The 23,770-nt window shown below is 49.8% G+C and carries 15 protein-coding genes, 4 tRNA genes and 1 pseudogene; 16 read left to right on the top strand and 4 right to left on the bottom strand.

Annotated elements, in window-relative coordinates; all coding sequences use genetic code 11:
* Positions 1-5 precede the first annotated feature (5 nt).
* Positions 6-3,691: pseudogene (metH, locus tag KQY15_RS04245) on the top strand (methionine synthase).
* 95 nt (positions 3,692-3,786) lie between these two features.
* On the opposite strand, the gene KQY15_RS04240 reads toward metH, so the two are convergent.
* Positions 3,787-7,413: a hybrid sensor histidine kinase/response regulator gene (locus tag KQY15_RS04240; RefSeq protein WP_217667476.1), complete on the bottom strand. Its 3,627-nt coding sequence runs from the start codon at positions 7,411-7,413 to the stop codon at positions 3,787-3,789.
* Positions 7,414-7,611: 198 nt separating this feature from the next.
* Between KQY15_RS04240 and KQY15_RS04235 the strand changes: the two genes are divergently transcribed.
* Positions 7,612-8,373, top strand: coding sequence for a substrate-binding periplasmic protein (locus tag KQY15_RS04235; RefSeq protein WP_217667474.1), 762 nt, complete (start codon positions 7,612-7,614; stop codon positions 8,371-8,373).
* Here the strand turns inward: KQY15_RS04235 and KQY15_RS04230 are convergent.
* Complete coding sequence (locus tag KQY15_RS04230) at positions 8,370-8,876, bottom strand: TIGR00645 family protein (RefSeq protein ID WP_217667472.1); 507 nt, start codon at positions 8,874-8,876, stop codon at positions 8,370-8,372. The two genes, KQY15_RS04235 and KQY15_RS04230, sit on opposite strands and share 4 nt — an antisense overlap.
* Positions 8,877-9,069: 193 nt before the next feature.
* Between KQY15_RS04230 and KQY15_RS04225 the strand changes: the two genes are divergently transcribed.
* The 14 genes from KQY15_RS04225 (at position 9,070) to KQY15_RS04160 (ending at position 21,154) form a co-directional block, all read left to right on the top strand.
* The gene (locus KQY15_RS04225) at positions 9,070-9,816 is read left to right on the top strand and encodes a hypothetical protein (RefSeq protein ID WP_302850291.1); all 747 of its coding nucleotides are present in this window, start codon (positions 9,070-9,072) and stop codon (positions 9,814-9,816) included.
* Positions 9,817-9,818: 2 nt separating this feature from the next.
* Positions 9,819-10,286 carry a regulatory protein RecX gene (locus tag KQY15_RS04220; protein WP_217667470.1) on the top strand — a complete coding sequence of 156 codons (468 nt, stop codon included), beginning with the start codon at positions 9,819-9,821 and terminating at the stop codon, positions 10,284-10,286.
* Between the two features lie 10 nt (positions 10,287-10,296).
* A complete protein-coding gene (alaS, locus tag KQY15_RS04215; RefSeq protein WP_372449309.1) occupies positions 10,297-12,918 on the top strand; it encodes an alanine--tRNA ligase in 2,622 nt (873 codons plus the stop codon).
* 246 nt (positions 12,919-13,164) lie between these two features.
* Entirely contained in the window at positions 13,165-13,365 is a 201-nt protein-coding gene (csrA, locus tag KQY15_RS04210) for a carbon storage regulator CsrA (protein WP_217667466.1), read from the top strand.
* A gap of 159 nt (positions 13,366-13,524) precedes the next feature.
* A tRNA-Ser gene (locus KQY15_RS04205) sits at positions 13,525-13,614 on the top strand.
* Between the two features lie 14 nt (positions 13,615-13,628).
* Positions 13,629-13,705, top strand: a tRNA-Arg gene (locus KQY15_RS04200).
* Positions 13,706-13,758: 53 nt separating this feature from the next.
* Positions 13,759-13,835, top strand: a tRNA-Arg gene (locus tag KQY15_RS04195).
* 53 nt (positions 13,836-13,888) lie between these two features.
* A tRNA-Arg gene (locus tag KQY15_RS04190) sits at positions 13,889-13,965 on the top strand.
* 202 nt (positions 13,966-14,167) lie between these two features.
* Complete coding sequence (locus tag KQY15_RS04185) at positions 14,168-15,499, top strand: PqiA/YebS family transporter subunit (RefSeq protein WP_217667465.1); 1,332 nt, start codon at positions 14,168-14,170, stop codon at positions 15,497-15,499.
* Entirely contained in the window at positions 15,496-17,169 is a 1,674-nt protein-coding gene (gene pqiB / locus KQY15_RS04180) for an intermembrane transport protein PqiB (protein ID WP_217667463.1), read from the top strand. Before KQY15_RS04185 ends, pqiB begins: the two co-directional genes overlap by 4 nt.
* A complete protein-coding gene (locus KQY15_RS04175) occupies positions 17,166-17,732 on the top strand; it encodes a PqiC family protein (protein WP_217667461.1) in 567 nt (188 codons plus the stop codon). The genes pqiB and KQY15_RS04175 overlap by 4 nt, the downstream gene beginning before the upstream one ends.
* 225 nt (positions 17,733-17,957) lie before the next feature.
* Positions 17,958-18,206, top strand: a complete 249-nt coding sequence (locus KQY15_RS04170; RefSeq protein ID WP_254795403.1) for an oxaloacetate decarboxylase subunit gamma — start codon at positions 17,958-17,960, stop codon at positions 18,204-18,206.
* 12 nt (positions 18,207-18,218) lie between these two features.
* A complete protein-coding gene (gene oadA / locus KQY15_RS04165; protein ID WP_217667459.1) occupies positions 18,219-20,000 on the top strand; it encodes a sodium-extruding oxaloacetate decarboxylase subunit alpha in 1,782 nt (593 codons plus the stop codon).
* A 23-nt stretch (positions 20,001-20,023) separates the two neighbouring features.
* The gene (locus KQY15_RS04160) at positions 20,024-21,154 is read left to right on the top strand and encodes a sodium ion-translocating decarboxylase subunit beta (RefSeq protein WP_217667457.1); all 1,131 of its coding nucleotides are present in this window, start codon (positions 20,024-20,026) and stop codon (positions 21,152-21,154) included.
* Positions 21,155-21,188: 34 nt separating this feature from the next.
* On the opposite strand, the gene KQY15_RS04155 is transcribed toward KQY15_RS04160, so the two are convergent.
* Together KQY15_RS04155 and KQY15_RS04150 are read right to left on the bottom strand one after the other, a co-directional pair.
* Positions 21,189-22,271, bottom strand: a complete 1,083-nt coding sequence (locus tag KQY15_RS04155; RefSeq protein ID WP_217667455.1) for an anhydro-N-acetylmuramic acid kinase — start codon at positions 22,269-22,271, stop codon at positions 21,189-21,191.
* 12 nt (positions 22,272-22,283) lie between these two features.
* Entirely contained in the window at positions 22,284-23,624 is a 1,341-nt protein-coding gene (locus KQY15_RS04150) for a peptidoglycan DD-metalloendopeptidase family protein (RefSeq protein ID WP_217667453.1), read from the bottom strand.
* Positions 23,625-23,770: the final 146 nt, after the last annotated feature.

Here is a 23,770-nt window from a genome sequence, read left to right as displayed (position 1 = left end):
ATTTTATGACAGCAAGACTGACGCCTGACCATTTTCGCGAGCTGCTTTCACAGCGCATTTTTATCCTCGATGGCGCCATGGGCACGATGATCCAGCAGCACCGGTTAGAAGAAGCTGACTATCGCGGTAGCGAATTTGCTAACTGGCCGTGCGACGTAAAGGGCAATAACGACTTACTGGTGCTGACTCAGCCAGATATTATTGCTGATATTCACCGCCAGTACCTGCTGGCCGGTGCTGATATTGTTGAAACCAACAGTTTTAATGCGACCAGCATAGCGATGGCGGATTATCAGATGGAAGGCTTGTCTGCCCGGATTAACCGCGAGTCGGCAGCGCTGGCCCGTAAAGTGTGTGATGAGATAACCGCGCTTGAGCCAGATAAACCGCGCTTTGTTGCCGGCGTGCTTGGGCCAACTAACCGCACCGCGTCGATATCGCCGGATGTAAACGATCCGGGTTTTCGTAACGTTAGCTTTGATGAGCTAGTGAACGCTTACACTGAATCAACCCATGCGCTAATTGCAGGTGGTGCTGACATTATTATGCTGGAAACCATTTTTGATACCCTTAACGCCAAGGCGGCTGCTTTTGCCGTGCTGCAGGTATTTGATGAAGTGGGCTTTAAACTGCCGGTAATGATCTCCGGTACTATTACCGATGCCTCTGGCCGCACTTTGTCCGGCCAGACTACTGAAGCCTTTTATCACAGCCTGGCCCATATCGAGCCAGTCTGTTTTGGCCTGAACTGTGCCTTAGGTCCGGATTTACTGCGCCCTTATGTTGAAACACTGTCTGGCGTGTCAGAAGCTTATGTGTCGGTGCACCCGAATGCCGGTTTACCGAATGAGTTTGGCGAATACGATTTAGGCGCCGCAGAGATGGCAAAAGAAATAGCCGATTGGGCCAAGCAGGGCTTTTTAAATATTGTCGGTGGCTGTTGTGGCACCACGCCCGAGCACATTAAAGCCATCGCACAGGCGGTAAAAGATGCACCAGCACGCCAACCGAAAGCGCCTGATCATAGTTTTAACTTAGCCGGCCTTGAAGCCTTTTCTCTGGAGTGGTAATGCAGCAACAGGCCAGATTTATTAATGTCGGCGAGCGGACTAACGTTACCGGCTCGGCAAAATTTAAAAAACTGATCTTAAACGGCGATTTTGAAGCGGCGCTCGATGTGGCGCGGCAGCAGGTAGAAAACGGTGCGCAAATTATCGATATCAACATGGATGAGGCGATGCTCGATAGCAAGGCTGCCATGGTGCGTTACCTGCAACTGCTGGCCTCTGAGCCGGATATTTCGCGGGTGCCGATTATGGTCGACTCGTCGAAGTGGGAGGTGATAGAAGCGGCGCTGAAATGCATTCAGGGCAAGGCGGTGGTGAACTCTATTTCGCTAAAAGAAGGCGAAGCGCCGTTTTTACAGCAGGCGCGGTTGTTACGACGCTATGGTGCGGCCGTGGTGGTAATGGCGTTTGATGAACAGGGCCAGGCCGATACCAAAGAACGCAAGGTCGAAATTTGCCAGCGTGCTTATCACATTCTGACTGAGCAAATTGGCTTTCCGCCACAGGATATTATTTTTGACCCGAACATCTTTGCCGTTGCCACCGGTATTGAAGAGCACAACAACTACGCGGTCGATTTTATCGAAGCCACCCGCGAGATAAAACGCTTATGCCCGCATGCGAAAATTTCTGGCGGCGTATCCAATGTGTCGTTCTCGTTTCGCGGTAATAACGCTGTTCGTGAAGCTATTCATTCGGTATTTTTATACCATGCCATCGCCGCCGGCATGGATATGGGCATTGTTAACGCCGGCCAGCTTACCGTATACGATGATATTCCAGCGCTGTTAAAAGAGCGGGTAGAGGATGTGATTTTAAACCGCCGTGATGATGCCACCGAGCGCTTGCTGGACATTGCTGCCCAGTTTAAAGGCGATGGCAGCGTGGCGGAGAAGCAGGATGATGCCTGGCGCAGCCTGCCGGTTAACAAACGCTTAGAGCATGCGCTGGTTAAAGGCATTACCGACTTTATTGATAGCGACACCGAAGAAGCGCGTAAGCAAGCGGAAAAACCGCTGCATGTGATTGAAGGGCCGCTGATGGACGGCATGAACGTGGTGGGCGACTTGTTTGGTGAGGGTAAGATGTTTTTACCACAGGTAGTAAAGTCGGCCCGGGTAATGAAAAAGGCCGTCGCCTATTTGCAGCCTTTTATCGAGCAGGAAAAAGAAGGTGGCCAGGCACAGGGTAAGGTGCTGCTGGCTACCGTTAAGGGCGATGTGCACGATATCGGCAAAAACATTGTTGGTGTGGTGCTGCAGTGCAATAATTTTGAAGTAATCGATTTGGGCGTGATGGTGCCGTGCGCGGAATTGCTGCGCGTAGCGAAAGAGCAAAATGTTGATGTGATTGGTTTATCCGGCCTGATTACGCCATCGTTAGATGAAATGGTGCACGTCGCCAAAGAAATGACCCGCTTAGGCTTTACCCAGCCGTTGCTGATTGGTGGCGCCACCACCTCCAAAGCGCATACGGCAGTGAAAATTGAGCCGAATTACGCCAACGGCGTGGTGTATGTACCCAATGCCTCGCGCAGCGTGTCGGTGGTGCAATCCTTAATTGGCAAAGACAGCAAAGCCGATTATTTAGCCCGTATTAAACAGGAATACGTCGTCGCGCGTGAGCAACATGCCCGCTCGCGCCCGGGGGAAAAACTGCTGAGTTTCGCTGAGGCTAAAGCCAATAAATTTCAGCTTGATTTAAGCAAGGTGGCACCGGCGCCCAAGCAGCCCGGTGTGCACCTGTGGCAGGACATTGATTTAAATATCTTGCGCGATTACATCGACTGGACACCGTTCTTTTTAACCTGGCAGTTATCCGGTAAGTATCCGGCGATATTAAACCATGCTGAAGTGGGCATAGAGGCGCGTAAGCTGTTTAAAGACGCCAATGCCATGCTGGATCGGATGATTAACGAAGGCCATGTTAAAGGCAAAGCGGTGTTTGGTCTGTTCCCGGCTAATAGCGCTGGGGAAGATATTATCGTGTATACCGACGAGAGCCGGACGATTGAAAAAGTTCGCTTATATAACCTGCGCCAGCAACTGCAGCTTAGAAACAACGCGGCTAATTGTAGCCTGGCCGATTTTATCGCGCCGGTGGAAAGCGGCGTAAAAGATTATATTGGCGGCTTTGCCGTCAGCACCGGTTTTGGTGCTGATGAGTTCGCCGCCAAATTTGCCGCCGAGCATGACGATTACAACAGCATTATGGTTAAAGCGCTGGCTGATCGTTTAGCCGAAGCCTTAGCCGAATACCTGCACTTAAAAGTGCGGCGTGAGTATTGGGGTTATGCCAGCGATGAAACACTGGATAATGAGCAGTTAATTCGCGAGTTGTATCAGGGTATCCGGCCGGCACCGGGTTATCCGGCCTGCCCGGAGCACACCGAAAAAGGCACACTATGGCAGTTGCTGGATGTTGAAGCGCAAACGGGCATCGTATTAACCGAAAGCTACGCCATGTGGCCGGGTGCTGCTGTTAGTGGCTGGTATTTTGCTCACCCGGACAGCAAGTATTTTGCGGTAAGTAAAATTGCTGAGGATCAGTTAAACGACTATGCCACCAAAAAGGGCTGGAGCCAGAGCGAAGCAGAAAGCTGGCTGGCCCCCAATATTCGTTAATAATTTATCACTTACAACCTGATATCGGTAGCATGATGCCGGCCGCACATTGCAATAAGCCGCACATTGCAATAATACGTGCAGCCGGCCTGGCTTTAACGCAATGCCTGCGCCAGGGTGGTTGCCAGGCCAGTAAGCTCTATCGGTTTGGTCAGAGTACTGCTAAAGCCGCTTTGCCTGATCTGATTTAGCAGTTCTGCCGAATTATGGGCAGTAAGGGCAATGACCGGCACCGCATCCAGCTCTGCTCTTTGCCGGATTGCTGCAAGCGTAGCGAAGCCATTCATACCCGGCATTTCAATATCCAGTAAAATAGCTGCCGGGTGATGCTGTTGCAGCCAGTCCAGCGCTTGCTGGCCGCCACTGACCAGATGCACCTGATAGCTAAGTTTCTCCAGCATCAGTTTTAGCAGGTTCTGATTAAAATAATTATCATCGACCACCAGGATCTGCCGTGGTTGCCGCTCCGGCTGACTGGCACTGCTGTTTTCCGGTTCCGTCTTTGGTTCTGCTTCTGACTCTGGCAGAGATGCGTCTGTTCCAGCCTGCTGTGGATGTTTGGCAACTGGCAGCAGCAGACTGAAGCTGAATGTGCTGCCAACCCCGGGCTGGCTGCGCAACTGCAATTCTGATCCCATCAGGCTAACCAGGCGCTGGCAGATTGTCAGGCCAAGGCCAGTACCGCCATATTTGCGGCTGACAGAATTGTCTGCTTGCTGAAAAGGCTGAAAGAGTTGGGCCTGGGTTGCGGTATCGATACCAATACCGGTATCGCTGATTGAAAACAGCAGCTGATCAGGGCTTTGTGCGCTGATCTGCAATTTAACATCGCCTTTTTCAGTAAATTTGATGGCATTGCTTAGCAGGTTCATCAGAACCTGACTTAACCGCAGCGGATCGCCGCTGCGCCAGTCGGCAACATCATCAGCTAACTGGCGCTGATAGTTGAGGCCTTTAGCCGCCAGCTGATTGCTGAATAAATCTTCTACCTGACTGAGCGTTTCGCGCAACGAAAAAGCGGTATGTTCTAATTCCAGTTTGCCGGCCTCAATTTTAGAAAAATCCAGAATGTCATTGATAATACTCAGTAAAATTTTGCCGGCTGAACGGATTTTTTGCAGATAATGCTGCTTCTGAGTAAGGGCAGGAGTGGTTTCTGCCAGTTCGGCAAAGCCCAGCACTGCATTAAGGGGCGTGCGTAATTCGTGGCTCATATTCGCCAGAAACTGCGCTTTGGCCAGGGTGGCATTTTCTGCTGTCTCGCGGGCTTGTTGCAGTTGCCGCATGGCCTGCTCTAGGTGCTCAGTGCGCAACGTCACCTGCTGGCTTAACCGGCGTTGTTCGATAATAGCGCTGTGCATCCGCCAGCGGTGCAATAAATACAGTAAGGTCATCGCCAGTAGCAGGTAAGTGAATAGCATGCTCCAATGCCAGTACCATGGGCTGGCTATCTGAAAACTAACGCTTTGCCCCTCGCTGATCTGGCCGGTAACACTTTTTGCCCGTAACTGAAACTGATAATGGCCACTGTTAAGATTAGTGTAATCGCGGTAATGCTCATGGCGCCAGCTACTCCACTGCTCATCGTGGCCAAGCAGCCGTACCTGCAACTGATCGGGTTGCAGTGGATTATAGTTTGGGCTACTGAACTGAAAACGCAGATTTTTTTGCTTGCTGCCAAGCTGAATTAATTCCGGTAAGTCACCACCAGTGTATATCGCTTGTTGCTGATCAACCAGTAGCTTACGCAGTAGCGGGGGTTTTGGCTGATGTTGCTGATATTGATCATCGGCAAAGCGGAAAATGCCCTCAGCACCGCCAAACCAGATCAGTGGCAATTCAACCAGCATGGTGTCCAGTGGAATATCGGCCAGCGGCTGCAAAGCGTTGCCCTGCCATTGATACTGGCCACTGGCATCGGGTTGAGCGACGCCGGCAAAGCGTTTGCCGCTGACATTATCCCAAAGCAGCATCCAGACCCGGCCTTGCTGGTCCATCGTCGGGTTGCGAACCCAGGGCTGTTCGCCGCTAAACAGCGTTTCAAAAGCCGTGGCTGGTTCAAACAGTTGTAATGCACTGTTGAAGCTGATGATGCCGCGGACCGAAGCGACAACCAGTTGCTGGTCGAACAGGTGCACCGAGTTTCTGTTCAGGCTGGGCAAGCCGTGTTCTTTGGTAAAACGGGTTATTGCCAGAGGCACTGACGCGCCGCCTTGCCAGGAAGCAGGCAATTGCAGCCGGTACACACCATGGGCCAGGGTGCCGAGCCAAAGCTGGCCATCAGCCAGCTCGATAATACTGTTTAAGTTGCCTTCAACACCAGGTACCAGGCCCTCGTCCTGCCACTGCCCATCAACGTAGCGCATGGTGGCCAGGCCATCCTGCAGCCCGACATAAACCCGGTTTGGGTCAAGACCGGATACCTGCAAAATTTTGCTGGCCTGGGTAGAGGGGCGGATCAGATTGGCCTGCTCCTGTTCCAGCTGATAGACACCGTCATTATTGGCTATCAGTAAGCGACCTTTGAAGTCAGCAAAACCCCAGGTTTGTTTTTGCAGTGGTGCAACCCGGACAAACTGGCCGCTGCCATCATCGCGGGGTTGTAATCTGAATAAACCCAGACTGGTGCCGGCATACAATTGTTGCTGGTAACGGGTCAGCGACAGCACATTGCCGGCCAGGCCACTGGCACCATGGTGGGCAGTAATGGCTGAGTTTAATGCAATGCGCGACAAGCCATGGTCCAGGCCGAGCCAGAGCCCTCCCTGATGATCCTGATACATGGCTCTGACATTCTGATCCAGTAAGCCTGAATTGCGGTTGTAGTGGCCAACCAGCTTGCCTTGCTTACTAAGGATAAACACGCCGTTCTGAACGGTACCCAGGGCGATATCGCCGTTATTCAGGGTCAGGCCACTGTACAGCACGGCTTGCTTTATTTGTTGATCATAGGCGGTGGCAAAACGCTTAACACCATTTTGGTTAAGCAGATATAAACCGGCTTCCCGGCTGCCGGCCAGTAAGGTGTTGTCATCGAAGGGCTCCAGCACAAACAGGCTTTCAGCGGCGAAATGATCACCACCTGGCACTAATTGAAAATTATCCTGCTCTAACACCAGCAAGCCGGTGCCTTCTTCCCGGATGTACAGGCGCTGGTTAACCAGGAATGCTTTTAAAAAGCTGCTGTTGCTTTGCCAGACGTCGACTTTGCCATTTTTAAGCCGGAAAACGTAGTCGCGGCTGGCAAAGTAAACACTGTCGCCGCTGACAAAGGTTTGTCTGACATCACGAAAATCACGGAAACTACTCGGGATAAGGTGCAGTAAAGATTGAAAGCGGGAATGGCCGTCACTGTGGTCGATATAGCCTAAATCGCCTTTCGCCCCAACATACACTATGCCCTGTGCGGACAGGGCCAGTGAACGGGCAACTGATTTATTGCTGGTTTGCAGGGTACGCCAGCTCTGGCCATCATATTCCAGCACGCCGACATTGTTGCCGACATACAGCACACCACGCTGATCCTGCAGCAAAGCCCAGTTTTGCGTACCCGCATGGTAGTCTTTCGGTTTCAGGTTATGCAACAGCGGCATGCCATGCTCAAAGGTGGCGGCCAGCGCAGGCAGTTGTATTGCCAGAACAGCAACAAGTAACAGCATGATGCGCGCTAACCAATACCTTTGGTGGCGAAGCAGAATAATGTCGGGCACTGTGAACTCCATTTCTTTGCCGGCAAACCGCCAGACCCACTATATTAACCGCTGTAGTTAAACTAGCCAAGTACAGTGCCACTCCCCACCAGCGCTGGCACGCCGATAGCCAGGGTGTGGAAGGCTGACGATTAAAAAGGTTAATAATATTTTCTGCTAATTTGCAAAAAAGCCGTTTTGCTAAGTAAAAACCGGTTAAGGAATAGACACATGCGTCGCCTTTGGCTATTGAATATGCTGTTGCTGGTAATAAGTGCTGGCCTGATGGCTGCGCCCCTGACTGTGTTGGTTGGTCAACATAAGCCGCCTTATATTAATACGGCCAATATCTCGGGCTATGAAATTGAGTTGCTGGCTGAAGTCGTCAGCAGAATGGGTTATGAGCCGGTGTTTGTATTTGTACCCATTGCCAGAATTAAACTGTTACTGGAGCAGGGGCAGGGCGACATTGCCAGTTTGCAGCCGGTGTCGGCTGATGAAACCGGCCTGTTTTACTCTAACCCCTATATTCGCTATCAGAATATTGCGGTCAGCCTGGCAGATGACGAATTGGTTATCAGCCATAGCAGTGATCTGGGGCGGTATTCTGTGCTGGCGTTTCAAAACGCCAGAACCGTTCTGGGGCCTGACTATACCGATATGGCCCGGATTTCAGCCGACTACCGGGAAACCGTTGATCAGCAGGCGCAATTAAAAATGTTACTGTCGCGCCGGGTTCAGGTAGTGGTGATGGACCGCAATATATTTAACCATTACCGCTTGCAGCACGATAGCACTGACGGCCTGACTGTTCACCCGTTATTTGATACTACTGTTTATCGTGCTGCTTTTCGGGATGCTTCAGTACAACGGGCTTTTGACCGGGCCCTGTTAAGTGTGATGCTTGATAGCTGGTATCTGCGGTTACAACGTAAATATTTTGGTGAAGAAAACCAGACTTTGCGTCATAACCTATTGTGTACAGAAAATTAAAGCGATTTCGCTTTTTCGTCGCGTAGCAACTTGTCCAGATAACCCATTGCAAAGGCTGACAACACAAACGTAATATGGATCAGCAGATACCACTTTATTTTATCGTTATCGATGACTTCAGTATTCATAAACACTTTTAGTAAATGAATGGATGAAATTGCCACGATTGAAGCCGCAACTTTGTTTTTAAGAGAGCCCGAATCCAGTTTGCCCAGCCAGCTCAGTTTATCTTCATTACCTTCCAGATCGAGCCGCGACACAAAGTTTTCATAGCCGGAAAACATCACCATGACTAACAGGCCACCAACCAGCGCAATATCGATTAACGACAACACCACTAAGATCAGCTCAACTTCTTTCATGCTGAAAATGATTGGCACAATATGGATAATTTCCTGAAAAAATTTAATAGCCAGGGCGATTAACGCAAGGCTAAGCCCAAGATAAATTGGCGCCATAATCCAGCGGGCAGAATAAATAAGATTTTCAACGAACTTTTCCATAGTACAACCTCACAATAATAATGAGGCTATTATGCGGCCCGCCTGCAGCAAAGCAAGCCTGAATCCCGGCTTTCGTTTGATTTTTGTCCAAGTTGCTGAAGTTTTACCTTAGCTCTCTTATTTTCATTGGTTTTGCAGTATGATAGCGGGCTTTAACAGCGGCGATGGCTGCAAGCGCGGGCAAGAGGTAACTGTGGAAAAGCCATTTCAACTGAAACTGATTATCAGGCGGGTCAGCACCACGGCCTCATTGCGTTGGATCAGTGGCGCCTGGCAAGTGTTTAAACGTGTACCGCTGTTGTTTATTGCCATGTTTTGTCTGACTGCAATTATCAGCTTTTTATTACAACAGCATCAGCTGACAACACTTATCTGGGTATTTGTTGGTCCGTTTTTAACAGCGGGTTTTTATAAAACCATCGTGGGTGTGCAACAAGAGCGGAAGGTCGCAATTGACTGGCTGTTTCAGCCACTTACCGAGCCTTCCTGCCGATTGATTCTGATGACGATTGGCGCTGTTAAATTTGTTATGTTTACCCCACTTATTGCCTTCTTTGAGAGGCTGCAAACGACTATGTCAGCAGCGGTAGAGGCGCAAAGTGGTATGGAAACGGTCGTTCTGCTGCAACTGCTGGCGCTGGTAGCATTGTTTACCCTGGTGTTGATGTTGTTTGCCTATGCCGTGGCCATTGCGTACTTTTTAAAAGAGCATCGCTTTCTGGTAGTGTTACAAACCAGTTTTATTGCCTGCTGGCGCAATGTTGGCGCGTTGCTGCTGTATGGCCTGTTCAGTATGGCACTTTTATTATTAACCTTGCCGACCTTTGGTCTGGGGATCATTGTGGTGGCTCCGCTGTTACAAATTGCATTTTTTCTGTCGTTTAACGACGTGTTTGCTCTGCAGGTAAACGCATCAGAAGACGGGGTGTTAGAGGTGTAATGATGGCGCAGCTGAGCGAACTGAAAAAGAACGCGTTAAACTGGCTTAGCCGGCGCGATTACAGTGAAGCACAGTTAAGCCAAAAGCTAAGGCACAAAGGTGCTTTGCCTGAGCAGTTAGCAGAGGTTATTAATTGGTGTAAAGCTAAGCAGTACCTTGATGAAGATCGTTTTTTAAGTATGCTGGTACGAAACAGGGCGCGCCAGGGCTATGGTTATCATTACCTGTTACAGGAGTGCCGGGCACAGCAAATTAATGCTGAGCAACTGAATGCGTGCATTGCCAGGTTGCAGCTTAACTGGTGGGCTTTAGCCGCCGCTGCATATCAGAAGAAATATGGCGACAGCCCGATAACTGATTTTAAAGAAAAAACGAAACGGATGGCCTTTTTGCAACGACGCGGTTTCAGTGCCGAGCAAATTAAGGCGGTCTTTACTGAATTAACGAACCAACCCAACCGGACAGGATAGTTTCATGACGATGACTTCGGCCAAGATCAGACAGGCTTTTTTTGATTATTTTGCCAGTAAACAACATCAGGTAGTTGCCAGTAGTTCACTCATTCCGGGTAATGATGCCACCTTGTTGTTTACCAATGCGGGTATGGTGCAGTTTAAAGACGTTTTTTTAGGGCAGGATAAGCGTAGTTACAGCCGGGCAGTGTCGGCCCAGCGCTGTGTGCGTGCCGGCGGCAAACATAACGATCTGGAAAATGTTGGCTACACGGCCCGCCATCATACTTTTTTCGAAATGTTAGGTAACTTCAGTTTCGGCGATTATTTTAAGCGTGAAGCGATTGGCTATGCCTGGCAGTTTTTAACTGAAGTGGTAGGTCTGCCAAAAGAAAAGTTACTGGTTACCGTGTATGCCACCGATGATGAAGCTTACGATATCTGGTTGAAAGAAATTGGCGTGCCGGCTGAGCGCATTGTCCGGATAGGCGATAATAAAGGTGCGCCTTATGCGTCTGATAATTTCTGGGCGATGGGTGATACTGGCCCTTGCGGCCCCTGCACTGAAATTTTCTACGACCATGGCGAGCATATCTGGGGTGGACCGCCGGGTTCAGCAGAAGAGGATGGCGATCGTTTTATCGAAATCTGGAACATTGTTTTTATGCAGTTTAACCGCCAGGCTAATGGCGATATGCAGCCGCTTGCAAAACCCAGCATTGATACCGGCATGGGGCTGGAGCGGATCGCTGCTATTTTGCAGGGTGTGCACAGCAACTACGAAATAGATACTTTTGTTGCTCTGATTAAAGCGGCTGCTGAGATTACCGGCGCCAGTGATTTAACCGATAAATCGCTGCGGGTTGTCAGTGATCATATTCGCAGTTGTGCCTTTTTAATTGTTGACGGGGTGTTACCTGCCAATGAAGGCCGTGGTTATGTATTACGCCGGATCATTCGCCGGGCGGTGCGTCACGGTAATAAACTGGGTGCAAAAGGGGCATTTTTCTATAAGCTGGTCAGCGCCCTGGTAACCCAGATGGGCGAGGCCTACCCCGAGCTGGCAGAAAAGCAGGCCGTGATTGAAAAAGCCCTGCGATTAGAGGAAGAACAGTTTGGCAAAACCCTGGAGCGCGGCCTGACCATTCTGGATGACGAGCTGGCTAATTTAACCGGCTCTGTGATCCCGGGCGACTTAGTATTTAAACTATATGATACCTATGGTTTCCCGGTTGATTTAACCAATGATGTGGCCCGCGAGCGCAATTTAACCATTGATCAGCAAGGTTTTGATGCCGCAATGGCGGCTCAGCGTAAAAGGGCACAGCAGGCCTCTAATTTTGGCGCAGACTACAATGCAACGCTAAGCTCGCATCAACAAACGGCTTTTACCGGTTATGAGCATGAGTTTGGTGATGCCACTGTGGTTGAAATTTTCAGTGATGGTAAAGCAGTCGAGAGCCTTGCTGCAGGTGTCAGCGGTTTGGTGGTACTGGACGAAACTCCGTTTTATGCTGAGTCTGGAGGCCAGATGGGTGACAGTGGTAAGTTGCTGCTGGCCAAAGGGGGCGAGTTTAATGTTGCCGACACCATTAAGCTGGGTAAAGCGTTTGCTCATCAGGGCCAGGCCACAGCTGAGTTAAGAGTGGGCGATAAGGTGGCCGCCCGGATTGACAGTGAGCGCCGCGCGGCCATTAAACAAAATCATTCTGCTACGCATTTATTGCATGCTGCGCTGCGCCAGGTATTAGGTGAACACGTTACTCAGAAAGGCTCTTTAGTTGGCCCGGATCGGCTGCGCTTCGATTTCAGTCATTTTGAAGCGGTTAACGCCAGTGAATTGCGGCAAATTGAACAGTTAGTGAACCAGCAAATTCAGCTGAATAACCCGCTGCAAACCCGGGTAATGCCAATTGAGCAGGCCAGAGAGGCCGGTGCCATTGCATTGTTTGGCGAGAAATACGATGAAGAGGTTCGGGTACTGTCCATGGGAGACTTCTCCATAGAACTGTGCGGCGGCACTCATGTTAACCGCACCGGTGATATCGGCTTATTTAAAATAGCGACTGAAGCGGGGATTGCCTCCGGAGTTCGCCGGATAGAAGCGCTGAGCGGTCAGGGGGCTTTGCAGTACATTCAGCAGTTAGAGCAGCAGGCCGCGCAGGCTGCTGGATTACTGCGGGGCGATATGTTCAGCCTGGCAGATAAAGTGCAGCAGGCGCTGGATAAAAACCGTGGCCTGGAGAAAGATATTGAGCAATTGAAGGCGAAGATGGCCAGCCAGGCCGGGTCGTCGCTGGAAAATCAAGTTCAGCAGATAGCCGGAGTTAATGTGTTAATCAGCGCAGTGGAACAAGCTGATCCGAAAAGTTTGCGGACCATGCTGGATGAATTAAAAAATAAACTCAGCCCGGCGGTTATTCTGCTGGCCACGGTGAATGATGCTAAAGTTAGCTTAATTGCTGGCGTCAGCAACGAGCTTACCGGTAAGGTTCATGCCGGACAGTTGGTTGCCTGGGCTGCGCAGCAGCTTGGTGGTAAAGGTGGTGGCCGGCCAGATATGGCTCAGGCTGGCGGCACTGATGCCAGCGCGTTACCTGCTGTACTAAACAGTGCCCGGCAATATATCAGCGATAAGCTGAACGGCTGATCGCAGCCGATACGACGGGCGTATAGCCAGCATAGCCGCCGGTTTGCCGTTTTAAAACCGGCTTACATCGCGAAACAGCCCGGCTAGCCGGTAAAGTTGCTACAATGGGATGGTAAATCGCCCGGGCTGTTTGATAAATATCAGATGCTGGCTTTTCAAGCAGGGGCCAGCTGAGTTACTATACGGCGTTTTATCGTAAATAACGGTGAAAGGTCACTGTAATTGCAAGGAAAAAGGAGCAAGCGAATGCTAATTCTTACCCGTCGGGTTGGTGAGACTCTGATGATCGGTGACGAAGTCACCGTGACCGTATTAGGGGTAAAAGGAAATCAGGTTCGGATTGGTGTTAATGCACCGAAAGAAGTGTCTGTTCATCGTGAAGAAATTTACATGCGGATCCAGGCTGAAAAAGATACCTCTGGTGGCGGTTACAACGAGGCCGACTAAAACAACCGGCAGGATGCTGGTTACCAAATTGCCCTTTTTGAACAACAGCTGGTAAATATTGCACGAATTGTTTAAAAGGTCGGCAAACAGACTTTACTGTCCTAAAAATTGTTTGACTTATTTTCCTGAGACATTAATATACACGCCGCAACACAGAGCGGAGAAATGGCCGAGTGGCTGAAGGCGCACCCCTGCTAAGGGTGTATAGGGGAAACTCTATCGAGGGTTCGAATCCCTCTTTCTCCGCCATTTTTTTATAGAGCGGACGCATAGCTCAGCTGGATAGAGTACTCGGCTACGAACCGAGCGGTCGGAGGTTCGAATCCTCCTGCGTCCGCCATTTATAAAATGCGCGATAAATCTTATAAAGTTTCACTTTAAGTAGTACCCCATGGACGCATAGCTCAGCTGGATAGAGTACTCGGCTACGAACCGAGCGGTCGGAGGTTCGAATCCTCCTGCGTCCGCCATTTATAAAATGCGCGATAAATCTTATAAAGTTTCACTTTAAGTAGTACCCCATGGACGCATAGCTCAGCTGGATAGAGTACTCGGCTACGAACCGAGCGGTCGGAGGTTCGAATCCTCCTGCGTCCGCCATATACGAAGAACCCGCTACGGCTAACGCCTTAGCGGGTTTTTGCTTTTGCAACAATTTTTTCTTTGCTGTTCAGCCGCGGCTTATCTTCAAAGTGATATATACTACTGATTATATAAGGTAACTTAATTTTATCGGGCATAATTTATGCAAAAAGGTCGCAAAGCGAAACCTTTTACCTGTAACGGGTACTTAGGGTGATCAGTGAAAACTTCTGCTGACACCGCAGCACGGCAAGTTCAATACTCCGGTCGCACTGATAGTCGCGATAATGCTGAAATAGTATTGTGTCCGCATTGTGATCTACTGCAGCAATTGCCTGCACTGGCACCCGGTGAGGAGGCCCATTGCCTGCGTTGTCATTATCAGCTTGATGCCCGACAGCACAACCCGGTTGCCCGGCCAGCGCTATATGCAGCTTCTGCTCTACTGATGCTGGTGCTTGCCAATTTGTTTCCTTTTGTCAGTATGGCGATTGCCGGCAACCGCAGTGAAATTCATTTTTTTGATACATCCGCAGTACTATTTACTGAATATCATCAGGTACTGGCTATTCTGACTTGGCTTTTTATTCAGGCAGTACCGGCGTTTTGCATGATGGCAGTGATATATTTGAAAGCCGGTATGCGTTATAACTTGCCCGCGCGGATTTGGGTAGCCCGGGTACTATACATGTTGAAGCCCTGGAGTATGGTCGATATATTCCTTATGGGTTTATTAATTAGCTTCGTGAAGCTGGTTGCCACAGCAGAAATTTCACTGGGCATGAGTTTCTGGGCCTTTTGCCTGTTTTGCCTGTTACATCTGCGAACCTTTCAGGTTCTTGACCGCCATGCGCTATGGGCCAGTATTGCGCCAAATCCGCAACCATTAACAAAGATAAGTGCCGGGTGCAGCGGCCTGGAGCAGCAACTGAAGTTATGTCAGTGTTGTACTGCGGTGCTGCCAATCCAGCAGCGTCACTGCAGTCGTTGTCATACCAAAGTAACCAGCCGGATACCCGCCAGTTTGCAAAAAACGCTGGCTCTGCTGGTGACTGCCTGTGTGCTTTATATACCTGCCAATATCCTGCCGATTATGCGTACGGTGTCTTTTGGTGAGGTGACTGACTCAACCATCATCAGTGGTTTTATTCTGATGTGGCAAGATGGCGAGTACCCGGTCGCCATCGTTATTTTTCTTGCCAGCGTCGTTATTCCGATTGTTAAAATTGTTGTAATGTTCTGGTTATGTTATCTGGCGATGAGGCCCAGACAGCTGACCGGCAAGTATAGTGGTAACATATACCGGTTAGTAGACTGGGTGGGCCGCTGGTCGATGGTGGATGTGCTGGTGGTTGCCTTTATGGCGGCTTTGGTGCGCTTTGGATTACTGGCCAGTGTGTATCCGGGGATTGCTGCGGTATTGTTTGCTGCGGTCGTAATAACGACGATGCTGGCGGCAGTCAGTTTCGATCCAAGGTTGCTATGGGACAATCAGCAACCCTGTAAAAATACCAGCTGTCAGTACCAGACAGCAAAAGGAGTAACAACGTGACAGAGTCGGCGCCGCTTCAAGCAAATGTCAGGGTTATCAAACAGTGGTCACCAATCTGGGTGGTGCCGATAGCGGCCGTGTTAATTGGCCTGTGGATGTTGTTCAGCCATTTTCAGAACCAGGGCGTGATGTTGCTGTTGGTGGCCGAAGATGCCGAGGGTATTGTTGCCGGTAAAACCCAGATTAAAAATCGTAGTGTTGATGTCGGCCAGGTGGTATCCGTTGAGCTGAGTGAAGATCTGACTGAGGTGTTAATCCAAGCCAGGATGAAACCCAATATGACACCTTTGCTTAATGCCGGCTCGCAATTCTGGGTGGTGAAACCTCAGATTGGCCGGGGCGGGGTAACCGGGCTCGATACCTTATTATCAGGGGTGTATATTGAGTTGCAGCCTGGTGACAAGGGCGAGACCCAGCTTAGCCATCCGTTGTTAAATTCGCCACCTGTGGCCCCGGCTGATGCGCCAGGCGTTCGGGTAGAATTGAATTCAGCCGACACTACCGGCCTGGCAGTTGGTGATCCGGTGTTATACCGCGGTTATGAGGTAGGAACCGTAGAGCTGAGCGATTTTAGTGTGGCAGACCGGCGTACCCGCTTTCAGTTGTATATCCGTGAGCCATACGACGAGCTGGTCACAGACAATGTCCGTTTCTGGCTAAGCAGCGGTCTGGCTTTCGATTTTTCAGCTGAAGGCCTGAGTGTTGATATCGGCTCGGCTACCACGTTATTAACCGGTGGCGTCAGTTTCGATTTAATGGACGGTTGGCCAGCAGGGGAGCAGGTGGCCGACGGCACTGAGTTCCAGTTGTTCCCGGATAAACAAAGTATTCAGGAAGGGTTATATAGCCAGTATATTGAGTATCTGGTGTTTTTTGATGAGTCAGTGCGTGGTCTGAAAGCGGGCGCGCCGGTTGAATACCGCGGGGTACGGGTCGGTACGGTAGCGACGGTGCCATTTTTCTTTGCGATAGAGAAACCGTTTGAAGTGTCGGTGCAGCAAGGTGTTCCGGTGCTAATCCGGATTGAATCGGCCCGGTTGTATGAAAAATTAAATTTAAGCCAGTTAGATACGGAATTACAACAAGCTATTGATGACGGCTTGCACGCCGTTCTGAAAACCAGCAATTTAATTACCGGTGCCCTGTACATTGACCTCGACATTAACAGTAGCTGGCGTGAAGACAGCGACTTACAGCAGCTGTTTAATGAACAGCGCCAGGTAAGCGCAACGGTTGGTTATCCGACACTGCCTTCAGCACGAAGCGGCTTCAGTAATATGGAGCAAAAGCTGCTGATGGCGCTGGATAAAATTAATAATTTACCTGTTGAATCGATGCTGGCGCAGGGGGAACAAACCCTGGCTGCGACCAATGAGGTGATGCAGAACGCACAGCAGCTGGTTCAGAGCATGCAAACCTTGCTGGATCAGCCTCAGTTGCAGCAGTTACCTGCAGATATTCAGCTTAGCCTGCAACAGCTTCGGACCACGTTACAAGGGTTGAGCCCTGATGGCGCCGCATATAGCGGTATTAATGATAATTTGCAGGCGCTGGAGCAGGTGTTACGGGAATTGCAGCCCGTTATTAAAACCCTGAATCAGCAAAGCAATTCATTAATTTTCAATGCCAGCGATCAACCGGAACCTGAACCAAGGAAAGCCAGACTATGAAGCTAATTTTAATGCTAGCAATCTGTATTGGTGTAACTGCCTGCAGCAGCCCGGCGCCGGTAAGATATTACCAGCTTGCAATACCATTGCCGGAGCAGGCAGAAAAAGCGCAGCAGACAGCGCAATTAAAAGCACTTTATTTGCAGCCGGTAAGGGTTGCTAACTATCTGAATGGGGCTGGGTTGGTTATGCAGCGCTCGGATGTTGAGCTGATTATTGCCAGTCGCCACTTATGGGCTGATGCGCTGGACAAGCAGCTTTATCGACTGGTTGGTGAACACTTGCACGCCAGGCTGCCTGCTTTTCAGCGGGTAACGGCGGGCACAGCTAACGGGCTTTCATTGCAGCTTACTATTGACCGTTTTTATGCCCAGGCTAATGGGGTGGCCATTATCAGTGGTCATTACACATTAAGTTCAGGCGATGAACAGTTCAGCCGGGCCTTCAGTTACCAGCAACCGCTGGCCGCGGATGGTTATCCGGCGCTGGTAAGCGCCTTAAGCGCCGGCGGACAGCAATTAATCAACGCACTGATTGCCGATATTCAGCAGAAGGACTTGTAATTGCCACCACTACACGTTATCTTTCTGGACGGCTAGACGTTGATAAGTCTTTGGTGATTCGCTGTCGAAATGGCTGGCATCACGCAGTTTTATTATTCAGCCGGTGCAGTACCCTCCATAATGCCCTAATTAATACGGCAACGCCGCGATGGGTAAACTAAGCTGTTTGCATTGGTTTAATTGTCATGAAACACTGAATGCTTAAGTAAGCAGGATAGGGAGAACATGCTGATGGTTTCTGATTTATTGTTAGAGTCGGCAACATTAATGCTGATTGGCATGGTAAGTGTGTTTACGTTTTTATTATTGCTGGTGTTGTTAATGACGATAATGAGTCGTGTGTTGCGACGTTATTCACCAGTCAAAGTTGCAGAGAAATCCAGTAAAACTGATACCGTTTCTAACGGTCTGTCGCCTGCCGTTGTTGCAGCAATCAGTGCGGCTGTGCATCAGTATCGCCAACAACATAAATAAGAGGAAGCTGGCATGACGAAGCCTTTGTTATTAACTGAATTAGTTTTACGTGATGCGCACCAGTCATTACTGGCTACCCGCCTGCGACTGGAAGACATGCTTCCGATCGCATCGAAGCTTGATCAGGTTGGCTACTGGTCTATGGAATCCTGGGGGGGCGCAACCTTTGATTCCTGCATTCGTTATCTGGGCGAAGACCCGTGGCACCGGATCCGTGAGCTTAAGAAAGCCATGCCCAATACCAGGCAGCAAATGTTACTGCGTGGTCAGAATTTACTGGGTTATCGTCATTATGCCGATGATGTGGTGAAGGCTTTTGTCGAGCGGGCACACGCCAATGGGGTAGATGTGTTCCGTATTTTTGATGCAATGAACGATATCCGTAATCTGCAAACCGCGGTTCAGGCTGCTATCAGTGTCGGCGCTCATGCCCAGGGTACCATTTCATACACCGTCAGCCCGGTACACACTATTGATATGTGGGTTGATTTGGCCCGGCAACTGGAAGATATGGGCTGCGATTCAATCTTTATTAAAGATATGGCCGGTTTGCTCAAACCTTATGTGGCAGAAGAGTTGGTTACCCGAATTAAAGAGGCCACCAATATTCCTCTGGCGATGCAATGTCACGCAACCACGGGCCTGAGCACTGCCACCTACCAGAAGTCGATTGATGCCGGCATAGACATGCTCGATACCGCCATTTCATCAATGAGTATGACTTATGGTCATAGTGCTACCGAAACTATGGTAGCGATTACCGAAGGCACCGAGCGCGATACCGGTCTTAATATGGAGTTATTGGCCGAAATTGCTGCGTACTTCCGTGATGTTCGGAAAAAATATGCCCGGTTTGAGGGCTCGCTGAAAGGAGTCGACGCCCGGATCTTGCTGGCACAGGTGCCCGGCGGCATGCTGACTAACATGGAAAGCCAGTTAAAAGAGCAAGGTGCGTTAGATAAGCTGGATGACGTTTTACAGGAAATACCGCGGGTTAGGGAAGATCTTGGCTTTTTACCGCTGGTTACGCCTACTTCACAAATTGTTGGTACCCAGGCAGTGCTTAATGTATTAACCGGCGAGCGCTACAAAAGTATTACCAAAGAAACTGCCGGTGTTTTAAAAGGCGAATATGGCGCGACACCAGCAGCTGTGAACACTGAGCTACAGCAAAAAGTGCTGGCCGGTGCAGAGCCGATAACCTGTCGCCCTGCCGATTTGCTGGAACCTGAGATGGAAAAGTTAAACAGTGAATTGCTGGATATCGCCAAGGCAGAATCAATAGATTTAGCCAAAGATACCATTGACGATGTGCTGACTTACGCATTATTTCCGCAGGTTGGGCTTAAATTTTTGAAAAACCGTAATAATCCGGCAGCGTTTGAACCTGCTCCTGATGACAACGAGGATGAAAGCTCAACGGCGAAAACTAAAGTCAGAACAACCACCAGCGGCCCTGTTGCTTACAGTGTGCGGGTAGATGGCAAAGCATATGAAGTTGAAGTGGCGCCAAGCGGCGAGCTAAATAGTATAAAACCGGTTGTTTCAGAAAATATTCCCGGCAGTGCCTCAGTAACTGGCGGCGCGACGCTAAACGCGCCACTGGCTGGTAATATCTGGAAAATTACCACCAAGGTAGGTGCGACGGTAAAACGGGGTGACGTGGTGATTATTATGGAAGCCATGAAAATGGAAACTGAAGTGCGGGCAGTGGCTGACGGTACTATTGCCAACATCCATATTGCAGCGGGTGATGCGGTCAGTACCGGTGATGTACTGATTAGTTTTGAGTAGTACGACCGGCTTAAGGAAATTACATGGACGCGCTTAATACCCTGATTGCTTCAACCGGCATAGTGCATTTTACTGTTGGTCAGGTGGTGATGATGCTGGTGGGCTTTCTGCTGCTATATCTGGCCATTGCCCGAGGGTTCGAACCGCTGCTACTGCTGCCCATTGGCTTTGGTGCTATTTTAACCAATATTCCGCTGGCAGGAATGGGCGAGCCGGGCGGTTTGCTCTATATGATTTACGAGGTAGGCATTGGTACCGGTATCTTCCCCCTGTTAATTTTTATGGGGGTTGGCGCAATGACTGATTTCAGTGCGCTGATTGCTAATCCCAGAATGCTGTTGCTGGGGGCCGCTGCGCAATTCGGAATTTTTGCTACCTTATTTGGTGCCATAGCTCTGAACTGGGTACCGGGGTTAAGTTTTACCCTGAAAGAAGCGTCGGCAATCGCCATTATTGGCGGTGCTGATGGTCCGACTGCTATTTTCCTTGCGTCAAAGCTGGCGCCGGATTTACTCGGTGCCATAGCCGTTGCTGCATACTCCTATATGGCGCTTGTTCCTATTATTCAGCCGCCTATTATGAAAGCGCTGACCAGCAAAGCTGAGCGGGAAATTCAGATGTCCCAGCTACGTTCAGTGGGCAAGCGGGAAAAAGTATTGTTTCCGCTAATGCTGGTGCTGCTGACCATTTTGTTGTTACCGACTGCGGCACCGCTAATTGGCATGTTTTGCCTGGGGAATCTGATGCGGGAAGCCGGGGTGGTAGAGCGATTAAGCAAAACGGCTCAAAACGAGCTGATTAATATTGTAACCATTTTCCTTGGTTTGGCTGTGGGTTCCAGGCTCAGTGCTGACAAGTTTTTAACCACTCAAACGCTGGGCATTCTGGTATTAGGGGCAATAGCATTCGCTATAGGCACCGCGACTGGTGTGTTAATGGCTAAGCTGATGTCAAAACTATCGAAACAGCCAATTAACCCGCTAATTGGAGCTGCCGGGGTATCTGCAGTGCCAATGGCTGCCCGGGTAGTGAATAAAGTGGGGCTGCAAGCAAATCCGCACAACTTCCTGTTAATGCATGCCATGGGGCCAAATGTGGCGGGCGTCATTGGCTCAGCTGTTGCGGCTGGTATTTTACTGGCGCTGGTTGGTTAGCTTTACCGTAGTGGCTATGTCAACCTGGATGGGCTCAGGGCAGGTATGGCACGCCTAACACGCAAGCTTTACTGGCACCGGTAACCTCTGGCAGGTTACCGGTTACCTGATGCTGATAGGCCCATGCCAGCCAGGCAAAGGCCATGGCCTCGACCCAATCTGCATCAACGCCCAGGGTATTAGTCTGGTTTACACTACAGTCTGGCATCAGCAGGGCTAAGTCTTGCATTAACACCGGGTTATGGACACCACCGCCACAAACATACAGCTGCTCTACCTTATATTTGCTCAGCGAATCTGCAATGGATTGCGCTGTTAAGCGGCACAGCGTGCGTTGTACATCTTCTGCTGTATAGTGCTCAGGTTGAAATTGCTGCAGCCACTGCAGGTTGAAGTACTCACGGCCGGTACTTTTTGGCGGGGGTTTAAAAAAATAGGGATCGGCCAGCAGTTGGCTCAGCAGTTCAGGTAACAATTGACCCTGGCTGCTAAACCAGCCGTTATCATCATAAGGCCTGGCATGGCATAACATTATCCAGTTATCCAGCAGCGCATTGCCGGGGCCGGTATCAAAGCCTGTTACCTGCGCATTGCTGGCAAGCACAGTAACATTAGCAATACCGCCAATATTGACAATGGCCCGTTGCTGCGAGGGCTTTTGAAAAATCGCCTGGTGAAATGCCGGTACCAGCGGGGCACCCTGGCCACCATAAGCCATATCTTTGCGCCTAAAGTCAGCGATAACCGGAATTTGACACAGCATAGCCAGTTTATGCATGTCGCCTATTTGCATAGTAAACGGATAACGACTATCAGGCCGGTGGCGGATAGTCTGGCCATGACATCCTATAACCGCAACCGAACTGGCTGCTATACCAGCCTTTGCCAATAATGCCGCTACGCCTTCTGCATAACAATATGCCAGTTGTTGCTCGGTCGGACCAAGTAATTCAATTTCATTGTCACCGCACTGGCAGAGCTGTTGCAGTTGTTGCTTCAGATCAGCAGGGAAAGGGTGTAACTGACTGCAGATTAGTTTGGGCTGGGGGCTGAAGCTGGCCAGTACCAGATCTATGCCATCGAGACTGGTACCAGACATGATGCCAATGTAATACATCAGATTGCTGCCTCAGGGCGCTATCTTAGCTAACAACACCCGTTCTTTTGTTTGCAGTTCGGCTAGCACAGGGGTGGCGTTGGCGATAAATATATCGCGCTCTTCACCTTGCAGCGGTGTAGCCTGTGGTAATTTTACCGTTCGCGGGTTGCGGTGCACGCCGTTTAATAAAAACTCGTAGTGCAGGTGAGCACCGGTTACCCGACCGGTAGCACCCAGCCGACCAATGGTCTCACCTTGTTTTACTCGTTCGCCAACCTTAACATTGCGTCGGGACAAGTGCAGATATTTAGTGACAATATTATTTGCATGCTTAATAAACACATAGTTGCCATTCAGGTTGTTGTAGCCTGAGTGCGTAACCTTACCATCACCGGCAGCCATAACAGGGGTACCAACAGGCGCCACATAGTCTACGCCATTATGAGCCCGCACTTTACCAAGCACCGGATGCAAACGCCTTGGATTAAAGTTAGAGCTGACATACTGAAAACTAACCGGCGCCCGCAAAAAGGCCTGTCGCATACTGGCACCATCGGGTTTGTAGTAGTTACCATCAGTATGGCGAACGGCTTGAATAATCTGGCCCTGGTTCTGAAATTGAGCGGCGATAATGGTGCCGTAACCAACAAAGTCGCCATCAACATAATTTGCCTGATAAAGCACACTGAAACTGTCACCAGCGCGTAAATCAAGACCAAAATCGATATCCCAGCCAAAAATGCCTGCCAGATTCATTATCTGCGCCTCGGATAAACCGGCTTCAATACCGGCACTCCAGAAGCTGGATTTAATTTCTGCACTGGCAAATTGCTGACGATGTTCTACTGTTTTTTCCAGCTCTTCGGCGACAAAGTTGCCTGTCTCGTCGCGGCTGATTTTCAGTGTTTTTAATTTATTGATGGCGTAACGTAATTCTGTAAGTTCACCCTGTGCGTCAAGACCAAACTCCAGGGTTTCGCCCGGAAAGAGTTTGGTCAGGGTTTTAGTGCTGTCACCCAAAGCCAGAATAGCCAACATCGTTTGCTGGCTGACGTTGGCTTTTTTAAACAGATTAGACAGGACATCACCGCGTTGGACCTGCAGGCTTGACCACTGCAGATTATCATCAGTCGCAAATTCATCGTCGAATTCGGGATCATAACCTTCGCTGGCTAAATCTTCACTAAGCTGTTGTTCGTTCTGGGGAATATCAAGACTGTAACGTTTGCCTACTTCCAATGCATTGCTGTTGCTGCTTTTCGATGCCGCTGCCTGCTCGGAAGGAAGTAACAAAATAATGGCTAAACATACCGACACTGCAAGAATTAATGCCCGGTGTTGAGAAGGAATTTTTGCTACCAGTTGCCGCATAAGCCCCGTCATCTGTTGGAAACGCACAAAAACCGAGCATAAACGTTTTTTTTCGAAGATACCAGAGTTTTGTGCGTTTCCCCTGGCTGGAACATGCTATAGAATGGCGGTTGTTTACACAAATTTGCACTAAGTCAGGAGTTTAA

It is taken from the genome of Arsukibacterium indicum (assembly GCF_019100565.1).
In the GTDB taxonomy this organism is placed as follows: Bacteria; Pseudomonadota; Gammaproteobacteria; order Enterobacterales; family Alteromonadaceae; genus Alishewanella; species Alishewanella indicum.
This window is presented reverse-complemented; position numbering and strand designations above follow the sequence as displayed.